Annotated in this window: 11 protein-coding genes; 2 read left to right on the top strand and 9 right to left on the bottom strand. The window is 65.1% G+C overall.

The features are described from left to right. Positions 1 to 430 precede the first annotated feature (430 nt). Entirely contained in the window at positions 431 to 814 is a 384-nt protein-coding gene (locus ACTJK0_RS18645; RefSeq protein WP_223917538.1) for a hypothetical protein, read from the top strand. A gap of 174 nt (positions 815 to 988) precedes the next feature. Here ACTJK0_RS18645 and ACTJK0_RS18650 read toward each other — a convergent pair whose 3' ends face one another. Genes ACTJK0_RS18650 through mobC form a run of 3 tightly spaced genes read right to left on the bottom strand, consistent with a single transcriptional unit; the run spans position 989 to position 3,759 of the window. After that, positions 989 to 1,777, bottom strand: coding sequence for a hypothetical protein (locus ACTJK0_RS18650; RefSeq protein WP_223917539.1), 789 nt, complete (start codon positions 1,775 to 1,777; stop codon positions 989 to 991). An 18-nt stretch (positions 1,778 to 1,795) separates the two neighbouring features. Continuing rightward, complete coding sequence (locus tag ACTJK0_RS18655) at positions 1,796 to 3,367, bottom strand: relaxase/mobilization nuclease domain-containing protein (protein ID WP_223917540.1); 1,572 nt, start codon at positions 3,365 to 3,367, stop codon at positions 1,796 to 1,798. After that, positions 3,367 to 3,759: a plasmid mobilization relaxosome protein MobC gene (mobC, locus tag ACTJK0_RS18660; RefSeq protein ID WP_440746198.1), complete on the bottom strand. Its 393-nt coding sequence runs from the start codon at positions 3,757 to 3,759 to the stop codon at positions 3,367 to 3,369. The genes ACTJK0_RS18655 and mobC overlap by 1 nt, the downstream gene beginning before the upstream one ends. Before the next feature lie 693 nt (positions 3,760 to 4,452). On the opposite strand from mobC, the gene ACTJK0_RS18665 reads away from it, so the two are divergent. Then, a complete protein-coding gene (locus ACTJK0_RS18665; protein ID WP_223917544.1) occupies positions 4,453 to 4,761 on the top strand; it encodes a hypothetical protein in 309 nt (102 codons plus the stop codon). Positions 4,762 to 5,556: 795 nt separating this feature from the next. On the opposite strand, the gene ACTJK0_RS18670 is transcribed toward ACTJK0_RS18665, so the two are convergent. From ACTJK0_RS18670 to ACTJK0_RS18695, 6 genes are all read right to left on the bottom strand, one after another. Continuing rightward, a complete protein-coding gene (locus tag ACTJK0_RS18670; protein ID WP_223917546.1) occupies positions 5,557 to 5,823 on the bottom strand; it encodes a ParB family protein in 267 nt (88 codons plus the stop codon). Next, entirely contained in the window at positions 5,816 to 6,436 is a 621-nt protein-coding gene (locus ACTJK0_RS18675) for a DNA-binding protein (RefSeq protein ID WP_223917548.1), read from the bottom strand. Before ACTJK0_RS18675 ends, ACTJK0_RS18670 begins: the two co-directional genes overlap by 8 nt. A 136-nt stretch (positions 6,437 to 6,572) precedes the next feature. After that, a complete protein-coding gene (gene ssb / locus ACTJK0_RS18680) occupies positions 6,573 to 7,079 on the bottom strand; it encodes a single-stranded DNA-binding protein (protein ID WP_223917549.1) in 507 nt (168 codons plus the stop codon). Positions 7,080 to 7,161: 82 nt separating this feature from the next. Further along, positions 7,162 to 7,470, bottom strand: a complete 309-nt coding sequence (locus tag ACTJK0_RS18685; RefSeq protein ID WP_223917550.1) for a hypothetical protein — start codon at positions 7,468 to 7,470, stop codon at positions 7,162 to 7,164. Beyond that, positions 7,467 to 7,751, bottom strand: coding sequence for a glutaredoxin family protein (locus ACTJK0_RS18690; RefSeq protein ID WP_223917551.1), 285 nt, complete (start codon positions 7,749 to 7,751; stop codon positions 7,467 to 7,469). The genes ACTJK0_RS18685 and ACTJK0_RS18690 overlap by 4 nt, the downstream gene beginning before the upstream one ends. 732 nt (positions 7,752 to 8,483) lie before the next feature. Next, on the bottom strand, positions 8,484 to 9,836 hold the full coding sequence (locus tag ACTJK0_RS18695) for a ParB/RepB/Spo0J family partition protein (protein WP_440746199.1): 1,353 nt from the start codon (positions 9,834 to 9,836) through the stop codon (positions 8,484 to 8,486). Between the last annotated feature and the right edge of the window lie 302 nt (positions 9,837 to 10,138).

Raw genomic sequence — 10,138 nt, forward strand, 5'->3', positions numbered from 1 at the left:
CCCTGCGTCCCCCGCGGAGATCCACCCTGCAAGGTATCGTCCCTGCAAGTCTCGGCTCTGTCTGTGTTGGCGTGCGTTCGCCGGCTACGTTGAAGAGCAGAACCAGTGGCGGTGACGGAGACTCAAACGGTGCAGCATGCGCGGCGCTCTGCACCGTCCTCGGAGTGGGTGGAATGTACCGGTGGGGCGGGTAAAGGTACGTCCTCTGGGTGTGGCTGCATGGCCAATCCATCAACTACAACCACGGCAAGCTGGCACCGGAGAAGAAGTCGCGGACCGAGAGGGGAGCCGGTCTACACCCACTGATGCGTACGGCTCCGTACGCCAGTCGGCTTCCCAAGCGACAGCACTTACTAGGTGTTTTTATGCGGTCTTTTAGTTTGTAATGAGCAGATAAAAGGTATGCGGGGAGTATCGAAGGAAGGACGGCGTGAGCATTTCCATAGACGTCGGGACGGCCCACAGCGGCACGACCCGGCTGGGTATCCGGGAGATCGTCCGGCAACTGAACAGCGGTTTGGGCGCCACGTTGGTCGCAGCCTTGGCCGGCGGCAAGGACTCCAAAATCAGCTACCGCTGGGCTCGCATGGATGGGCCTGAGCCGCGGCCCGAGGCGCAGGCCCGGTTGCAGCTGGCCCACCGCGCATGGACGGCTGTCTCAAGCGTGGAAGGCGAACACGTCACCAGGCTGTGGTTTGTCGGCGCTAACCCCTGGCTGGATGAGGTCTCCCCCATCGAGGCCATCAAAGACATGCGGGCCAAAGAAGTCATGGCGGCCACGACAGCTATGACTGAGGACAGGTTCCCCGGTTGACGCGAGTCTGCGCGGCCGGCGGCGCCAGATTAATAACCGACAGACCCGGACCTGACTCCCCCGCCTCCTGGTAGCGGAGGTCCTTTTGGCCTCTGCTTGCCGGCCAAGGAGTCGCCCTGGTCTTGGGGCTGCGCCTCCCTGACCGGGGCGAACCGTAATCGCCCGAGCGCTTCTTTAGCGGCTCATTCCCTTTTGAAGGAGTTTCGTCTGTCCGGTGGTTCCGCGTGCCTTGCGGGCTTTCGGGTTCCGTCCGGGCGCCTTGGCGACGGCGGCCGTGGGTGGGGTGGCTTGGTCCTGGTCTGCGCTAAGACGGGCCTGTACGGCTTCGCGGTCGGCGACACCGTCCAGGCTTGCTGCAAGCTCTTGACGCCGTTCGGCTGAGTCGTATTCGGAGGCGGCCTCTTCCCGCAGCGTCTCGGGATGGCGATTCTCTTCCGCGACGCCGTGTGCGCGGTCCCTGTCTTCCCTGTCGGCTTCGGCCAGGAGGGCCATGGCTTGGGCGGTCCCGTCCCGGCCGGCGGTGCGTTCCTGTTCGGCCTGTTCGCGGTTTTGTTCGGCCCTTGCCAGGGCATCGGTGACGGATGCTTCGTCGGCCCCCAGGTGCTCCAGGTCCAGGCCGTAGCGGCGCTGCACCTGGTCGCGGATGACCTCGGCCGCGTCGCGGGCTGCCGGGTCGTGGTCCTTCCACGCTGTTGCGGTTTCGTGCACGCGTTCGATGTCGCGGCCGCTGGCGGTATCCCACCAGCGGTTGTCCATGACCGGGGCGAGTTGGGCGCGCGCCGCGGCCCGCTCCGCGTCGAAGCGGGCCTGCAGTTCCCGGGCCTGTTGTTCTTCGGCCGCTTGGGCGCGGCGCAGCTCCTGTTCGCGTGTCCTGGCCAGCTGCTCACCGAGCCGTCCGGCGACGGTCAGTCCGACGCGGGACATTGACTCGATGGCTTCCTCGATGCCGTCAGATTCACTCATGGTTCCCCCTCCTGGTGTTTATCTTTCAATGTCCGGGCGGGTGGTCCCGCCACGGGTAGTCGCGTGGGTGCGTGCCTGCTCGTACTGTGGTGGCAGTACTGATCCGGCGAAGCGTGCCTGGGTCTGGCCGGTGGTGCTCGTGCGAACAGCCTCCGCTGCTTCGCTATCAACGACCGGTGACGTCGCGGGGGCGGGTGAAGGAGCACTCGGCAGCGCTGCGGCGACCTGGCTCAGGTGGTGCTTCACCATGTGACTGATTTGGCGTGCCCTGCGCAGGTCGTTGGATGCTTTATGCATGTCGTGGACGGCTTTGGCGACGTTGAGCAGCTGGCGCAGCATGATGGCCTGGGCCGCTGTTCCCGCCCCGCCCATGGTCGCGGCCATGAGCATCAGCGAGGCGCCCCGGGCCGACGGGCCGGCACTGCGGATCGGCCGGGCCGGGTAGCGGCGCAGCTGCGCTGTCTTGGAGAGTTCATCTGCTGCGGCTGCCAGGGGTCCAGGGGTTGGTTCCGTGGCCGTCGACCAGGCAGCGAACGCGCCGGAGGTTTCGCGGGCCACCTGCGCCCAGGTGGCGTGGTCATCCAGCGGAACGGACCGCAGGGTCTCGCGCAGCCGCGCGACTTCATCGCTGTAGTGCTCCCACATCTGCGGGTCCGGTTCATGGGCTTCACGGCCGATGGTGACCGGGCGCCGGCCGCGGGCTGCTGCCTGCCATTCGGCAACGGCTTCGGTCGCCGCTTGCGGGGTGTCGTTCCACTCGGCACGGAGCTTGGGCAGGGCCAGGTCTTTGGCGAGGTGGCCGCCGCCGAACCAGACCGGTCGGCCACCCTTGGGGGCTCGTTCGGCGACGCTGTAGCCGACGACGACGTCATCGCGTCCGGACGCGTACCGTGGCCGCACCAGCGCCCCGGTGCGACGAATCCGGCGGATGAATTCGGCTTCATCGGCGGCTGCGGTCGCGCAGGCGCGGACCTTCCGTTCCAGGGACCGGCGTTCCGGTTCGGGCGCGCCGCGGCGTGCGGATGCTTCGCGTTCCCCTGGGCGCAGCCCTCGGGTGGAATGGGTCGGTGAGAGTTCTTCCAGGCCGTACTTTTTCTCCAGCTCCCGGGCCGCGTGTTGCGCGCGGGGGAAGTCGCGCCAGCTGCTCCATTTAGTGCCGTCCTCGCGGACCATGGACGCGGCAATATGGATGTGGTCGTTCCCGGCTTTGCTGTGTCCGTGACGGATCGCGACCCATTGTGCCGGAGCGCGGCCGCTGGCCTCGGTGAAACCCATCTCATCCATGAAGTCCTGGGCGATAGCCGCCCACTTATCGTCGGTGAGATCGCCTTCTTCGGCACGCAGCGACAGGGAGCAATGCCAGACATGGCCGCCGGGAATCTCCACTCCCAGAACGCTCCGGGCGCGGTCAAGCTCCTTGGCAATCGCTCCGGCCGCGTCGGCGTTGAGTTCATCATCGTTGTGCCAGGCCATGATCGACGGGGAGCCCGCGACCAGGTGCGGGTCGCTGTGCTCGTTCGCCCTTCCCGGGCCGGCAAGGTAAGCAATCAACCCATGCATGCGGGTGCCCTTGGTGATGTTCGGAATCATCAGCGCACCATCGCATCCAGCATCGTATTGATCCGGTCAGGGACCGCCCTCACACGGGTCAGCACGGTCCTGGCAGCTTCCGGGAACTCGTCCGTGGCATTTGCGTGCCGGGCCAGCTGGTTGACGTTGTTCGACAGGGCAGCAAGGTAACGACGCGCGGCAATGAACTCCACTGCCATCGCCCGCCGTTCAGCCAGCGATTCAGAGTTCTCCGCGTACAGGGCGGCGCTGACCAAAATCTCCGACGGGCTCCGCCCGGTCCGTTCCTCCAGGACCTTCAACTTCGCGCGTTCAAACTCCGACATCGACACCCGAACGTACTGGGTCTCACCATCAATGTTGGCACGGCGGCGACGGGCGAACCGGCGGGACGGCCTCGGCTCTTCAGTCATCCCGACCCCCTCCCCATGCCCAGCGCAGCGCCCCGGAATCTCCGGGCCGACACCACCCAGTGTCGCCGATCAACGACCGCGGGCCGTGGATCGACACGCTGGTTATGGCACATAACCACATAGCTTGCTCCGGCAAACTGCCAGCACAGGAATCTAGAGCGTCCGGGTGTGGCCGGGTACTGCCCTGGACGACGCTGCGCGTCTGATCTGCTCAGCAACGACTGCGTCGTTCCGTTTCGGCTGGGTGAGGCTACTGCCCGGTCCTTCCTTGGCAAGTCTGCGCGGCCGGCTTTCGCGGCATATCCTCGCTGCGCTCCGGTATTCCACGGTCCGGCCACTCCGACTGGCCAATTCCCTCACCGGCCAAGTTTCGGCAAGCGTGCCGAAAGGAACGCGGCATAGGGTTAGCGAAAGGTACAGTTTTGGCTCTCATCTCACCTCCCACAGTGGCCAGGCAATACGGAGTCTCCCCGACGCAGCTGCGTCGGTGGCGACGGCAAGGTATCGGCCCGGACTATTTCCAGTTCACGACACGGACCATCAGCTACTGCGATGACTATCTGCGGGACTGGTTCAACGACCCCGGCAACGCGGGCCTGCTGGCCGGCGCACGCGCAGGATCGCCGGAATCGCGCGCCCCGACAGTCGCGTCAACGTCCCGTCCCTGCGGGCGTGATCGTTAGGCTGGATCCCATGGCTACCCTCGACATCGAACAGACACGCAACCAGGCCCGCGCGCTGCTGGACTCCCGCATCGAATCCGTCACTGCCCTCGTCAAGAGCCGCCAGCGGATCAACGACCTGCGGGACCAGCTGGTCGCCGCCGAACGCGACGACAAGCGCGCCTACGTCCAAGCCACGCGGGACGGATGGAGCGCAGACGAACTCAAAAAACTGGGCCTCGAACCCTCGGCGGTAAAACGCCGTCGCGCGGCAAAGCGCTCCACCGGCCCGGACCAGGAAACCGGCCAAGAGGCGCTTACCTCCCTCAGCGAACAGTAACCAGGGCAACCGACACCGCGTCGCACACACGCAACGCCGGCAAAAACGCCACCCAGTAGCTGCACACAAGGGAGGACCGACGTAATGTCGGTCCTCCCTTGTACGTGTGGCACGAGCGGGACAAGAAACGCTATGCACCGCCCCGGCACGTGCACGGACCGGCCGCTTCGCAAAGGGGACCCCACAAAACCGATTTCCTTCGGCAGCGCGGGCCCGTATCCCGGGCCGCGGCGGGCAGGGAGCCGGAGCGCAGGAACCACAGTCTGAACGGCTTCCAGTGGCACAAGAGGACTCCCCGGAGCCGGGACAGGGCAGAGACAATCACAAGCAGCCGGACGGCACCCAAGCAACACCCGCTGCCAGCAGATCATTATGATCCAAGCGGGGGGCACAAAGCTCACCCGGAAGTACTCCAAGGCCATCTCGAGGCGGCCTCGAAAATACCGGATCCAGTCACCCGGAAAAGGTGACGGAAGGTGGCCGCGTATTCCCGGTTCCGGCGGTAGTCTTCAGCGAGGCATCGCCTTTGCTGACCAGGCCCGCGGCGATCCGCTCGGCCGCCCTCGCGTACGCGGCGTCAATGTACGCAATCAGGTCGTCTTCGCGGACCCGCCAGACATCCCCGGCCGCCGTTACTGGGCGGTCCGCAGCCCGCCGGCGCGCACCAGCGCGTAGACGAGACGCTTGCCCGGATTCAGGACCTGCTCTACCTGATCCAGCGTCAGCATCCGCGGGCAGTCCCTGGCTTCATGCGCGGCGTCACCGGTCGCGTTAATGGATAGGCGTGGCTATCGGTTAGGCGTCCTCGCGCCGGTGCTGCAGTTCGTCCATCGTTCGCTGGCCGCGGCGCAGCCCGCCGGCCTTCACCGGAGGCCACGGCTTACCACCGTTGTACTTGCGCTGGCGGCGCTTCACCTCACGCATCGTTGCATAGACGATGAAGTCCGAGACGCTCGCGTCGCCTTCCGCTTCGCCGGTTTCCTGGAACGCGGCCCTGACCTGATCGGCCTGGTCCTCGGTGAAGTACGGGGTGAAAGCCGGGACCTTTTTGGGCTTAGGCACGTGGCTCCCCTGCGCGCGGCGACTGCTCCCCCGACTGCTCTGTGGATTGCTCGGGGGTGATGCGTTGCAGCAGGGCGTCGTGGGCTTCCTGAAGTGCGGCTGCCCGGGCTTCAGCGGCCGCGGTCCGGGTCGCTGCCGTCGCGGCCGCGGCCGTTGCTTCCTGCCCGGCTGCCCGGGCCTGCTCGAGCTGCTCGGCGGTGGCGGCCAGCCGGCGTTCCAGGTCCTCGACCCGGCCCGTGAGTGCCGCGACGGCGGACTCTTTCTCCGTGGTGACGGTGTCGAGGTCAGCGACGAGCTCGGCGACCTCTTCGGTCAGCTCTTTTTTCTCACGAGCCCATTGCTGTTCGGCAGCGGCGTGCCGCTCCTGCGCTGCGGAGGACGCTTCAGCCCAGACCGCCCCGGCCAGGCGTGCGGCCTGCTCGAGGATGGCCGGTGGGGTCGCCGCGACCTGGCCACCGGCGGCCTGCTTCTCCTCGGTCCACTCCTTCAAATAGCGGGTGGCGTCGGCGTTACTGACCCCGGCGGCCGCGCGGACCGTGGACACGGTAGGGCGGCGCTCAGCGCTGATCTGCTCGGCGGCGGCAAAAACCCGGTCTTTAGCACTCGAAGGCACGGCGACATCCTTAAAAAGTAGTAGGAGTAGTAGTAAAACTACTACGCCTACTACGCGGAGCGCAAGATCGTTTTGGGCCCGCGGTGGTGACTGGCGGACGCCCGCGTTTTTGCCGAAGCGGGAGTCGTCGTCGGCGTTAGTCTGCGGCTTCGGCGGCAGCGGCTTCCTGCTGGGCTTTGAGCCGGTCCCGCCACCCGATGCGCGGTGTCTCCTGGTGTGCCGGCTGGTCATCGCGCGTCTGTTCTTTATCCTGGAGTCGGGGTTCCTGGGCCGTGGGTGGCAGCTTGCTTCCTGTAGCCGTGGCAGCTGAATAGCGGAGGGAGATTCCGATTTCGTCGATGTCGAATTCGATGGTGGTGCGCTTTTCGCCCGTTTTTGTTTCGTAGGTGCGGGGCTTGAGCCGCCCCGTGGCGACGACCCGGCTGCCTTTGGTCAGGGACGCGGCGACGTGTTCGGCTGCTTCCCGCCAGACGGTGGAGCGGAGGAACAGCGTGTCGCCGTCCTTCCATTCCTTGCTTTCGGCATCGAACGTTCTGGGGGTGGAAGCGATGGTGAAGTTCGCGACCGCGGCCCCGCCTGCCTGGCGCAGTTCGGGGTCGCTGGTGAGGTTGCCGATCACGGTGGTGGTGGTTTCGCCTGACATGGTTTCGTATCCCTTTTCTGCTGGTTTCGTATGGCGGGTACGGGTCCCGGCACCCCCGGCGGGTGGGGGTGCCGGGTGAGGGTTAAGAGCGGGTTGGATCGGCCTCTGCCATGAGGTCTTCCATTTCAAGGATGTGGCTGCGGCGGAGGATGCGGTCGTCGTAGATTTCGGTGAGCATCGCCCGGTTGGGCATCTCGTAGGACAGCTCGTCGGGGGTGTCGCCGGGCAGTGTGGTCCGGGCGTCGTAGAAGCGTTGTTCCGCTCCCCCGTCGGGTTCCTCCAGAAAGGCCAGCGCGTAGGCGGCGCCGAGGAGTTCGGGGTCCTGTCGGTACTCGTGCTGGACGTCGTGGCGGTCGAAGATCGCGGTGATGGTGTCGGTGCTGATGCTCATGCGGTGGCCCCTTCCCGGGCGTGGTGGTGTTTCATGGCGGCGGTGACGAGTTTGTCGCGGCGCAGGCCGGACCAGTGGTCCTGGTCATCGGTGTTGTTCACGACGACGGGCGCCTGGGAGTAGCCGAGTTCGGCGGTGATGTATTCCAGCGCTGCCGGCACTTCGGTGATGTCAACGGCCGTGTAGGTGATGCCCTTGGAGTCGAAGTAGTCCTTCGTCTTCTCACAGTTGCTGCAGTCGGGCTTGGTGTAGACCGTGTAAGCGGCCGGTGTTGCAGTCATTTTCAGCACCTGGTTTCGTATCAAAAGAGTTTCGTTCGTCGGGCTGACTTGCTGCTTCAATTCTACCAATCATTCAACTGAATGAAAAGCCATTTGGCCGCTTGTTCTAGGGATTTTTTGCATTCGTTTCTGCCGTTTTTGGGTGCTTCGGGGCTGCAAAGGATCCCCTGGTACCAGCGGGGACTGACGGTTGTTGGCACCGCCGGCGACTGCGGTCATTTCCGCAGGTTCCCGCCCGCGGCAGCCCTTGTGCCTGCATCCCGGACCCCTTAGGCGGGGTTGGATGGGCTGCGGGCAATTGGCTTCCCCGATGAACAGATGTGGTCCCTGCCTGAAGAATCCCATGCCCCTTGGGAAGGTGGCGCGGGTCGCGGAGGTCCTGGTCCATGGGAAAGGTGGGGCGTTCTGTAAGCGCAGCACCCGCTGGGCTCGGGAAGACAGTCTGCGCTTTAACCCAAAAAGGAACCGGCGTCGGCCGGCTCCTTTCTGGTTTCTCTGCAAGAAATCTACGGTCAGTCTAGCTGAAATGTTGGCCGTTTTTGCCAGCGTCTTTGCTGTAGCGCGACTCTTGTCTTGGATTCTGGATGGTGCGATTACGGCGGTCCGCCGCTGGTGAATGGATGCTGTGGTTCTCCCTGGACGGCGGACCACCCTACTTCTGAAAGGTTCCGTCCCTGCCTGTGGTGATTGGCTGGGGCCTTGCCGGGCGGCGTTCCGCCCGGCAAGGGGTCTTTATGCCGCTGTTTCGTCCTCGACCGGTTTGCCGCTGTCGATGATGATCTGCTCAGTCTCCGATGCGGTGTAGCCCCAAACAACCAGTTGGTTCAGGTAGTCCCGGTGGGTTTGGGACGGTGAGCGCCACGAGTCCTTTTGGATGGTCTTTTCATAGCCGGCGCAGACCAGCGCAATCAGGCCGAACTCCGGGCGGGCGGTCGTTTTGGCGACGTGGTCCCTGAGCGGGTTCCACGCCCACTGGTTGGATTCCTCGACCTTCGCGCCCACCATGTCAGCTGCCACCTTGCCCTCGTAGCCGCTGGCGGTTTCGGGGTGGTGGGTGATCGCGTGGAGGGTGAAGTACTGCCAGCCCTTGGGGGCCTGCTTCCTTGACAGCAGCGCCTTGACCCATTCGCGGCGGACGGTGGTCGCTGACTGCATCAGCTTGTTGTTCTCGATCAGGGTCTTCCGCTCGGCCTTCTGCTCGTCGGTCATGGGGCCTTTCGGAGCCGAGGACGTGCCGTAGCCGCTGTAGTAGCGGAGGGTGAAGCCCGCGTCTTTCCAACCGGTGACGACGGCGACGGCGGAGTGCTGGCCGCGATAGTCCGTCTCGATGTAGACGGCGTTTCCGTCCTCATCGGTGGCCGGTTCCCCATCTGCCCTTTTCAGGGACGTGACGCGGAGGGTTTCGCTGTCCTCCCCGTACCCGCATTCGGGAACAACGATGGTTCCCGCTGCTTCCAGCTCTGCGGTGAAGGCAGCCAGCGCGGCGGCGCGGTCGCGCTTGTCACGCAGCTGCTGGGCGACGTGCAGGAGCATGTCAGGTTCGTCCATGATGACCGATTCAAGCTCGGCGGTCGCTTCCTCGTCCGCATCAAATTCGGCCAGAATGAGGGCTTCTTCGATCGTGTATCCCTTGCCCAGGGCGGCGGCTCCGGTCTCGGTGGACTTGGCCTTGAGGGCGGACTCGACGGTGGTCTTGGTCCGTCCGGTCTTCTTGGCGATCGCGGCCGCCGAGACACCGATCAGGGAAAGCTGGTGGTAGGCGTCGGCCTCGTCAGCTTCGCTCAGTTCGGCGCGCTGGATGTTCTCCACTACCTGGGTGACGATGCGCTCGGCCTCCTCGGGGGACTCGATGATCATGACCGGGATCAGGGGCCGTCCGGCTTGTACAGCGGCGCGGGTCCGGCGCTGGCCCATCAGGACGTGCAGGGTGCCGTCCTCCTTGCGGTGGGCAATCACGGGTTCCATCACACCGTGTTCTTTGATGCTGGCAACGAAATCAGCGGTCAGGGCCGCGTCTTTCCGGACGTTAATATCGACGGTCAGGGTTGCCGGATCGAGCATTTCAAGCGTGGGCGTTGCTGTCATGGTTTTTGTCCTTGCAGAGACGTGGGGTGTGGGGCGGTAGGTGACCGGCCAGCTTCCCCTCTCCCCCGACGCTTCTATGTCTGTCAAGCGGGTGAAAACGGGTGCCGACGCGGTCCGTGGTGACCGGCCAGCTTCCCCTCTCCCCCCCGTTGTTGTTTTGGCTGCTGGCGAAGCTTGCGGAGCTGTGACCGACGGAGGCCTGTCTACCCGTGAGGGCAAGGGGCGGGAAATTCCCGGAGGAAATCAGCGACGAAGGAGCGCCGCAGGGAAATTCCCGCGCCGCAGGCCCCGACGAAGGAGGG

The sequence above is a fragment of the Paenarthrobacter sp. 22069 genome, assembly GCF_052046035.1.
Lineage (GTDB): Bacteria > Actinomycetota > Actinomycetes > Actinomycetales > Micrococcaceae > Arthrobacter.